1 tRNA gene is annotated in these 256 nt (G+C 46.1%); it reads left to right on the top strand.

Annotated elements, in window-relative coordinates:
• Positions 1-34 precede the first annotated feature (34 nt).
• Positions 35-110: transfer RNA gene (locus tag ABWW33_RS33045), tRNA-Ala, on the top strand.
• Positions 111-256: the final 146 nt, after the last annotated feature.

Genomic DNA, 256 nt, shown 5'->3' with positions numbered 1-256 from the left:
TCGAGTCCAACCAGCCCTACCAGTCTTACCCAATGGGGGATTAGCTCAGCTGGGAGAGCACCTGCTTTGCAAGCAGGGGGTCGTCGGTTCGATCCCGTCATCCTCCACCAAGAGTTCAAATGTAAGGGTAAGCCTTTAGATTTGGTCTTTTAGAGATCAAGTGCTGTACGTTCTTTAACAATCTGGAAGAAGTAAGTAAATTTTTATTGATCGTGTTCGCCGACAGGTGGATACGATGGGTAATGATTGTATGTAT

It is taken from the genome of Duganella hordei, assembly GCF_040369125.1.
GTDB classification, from domain to species: domain Bacteria; phylum Pseudomonadota; class Gammaproteobacteria; order Burkholderiales; family Burkholderiaceae_D; genus Rugamonas; species Rugamonas hordei.
The sequence above is the reverse complement of the archived record's forward strand: the minus strand, read 5'-3'. Positions and strand labels throughout refer to the sequence as shown.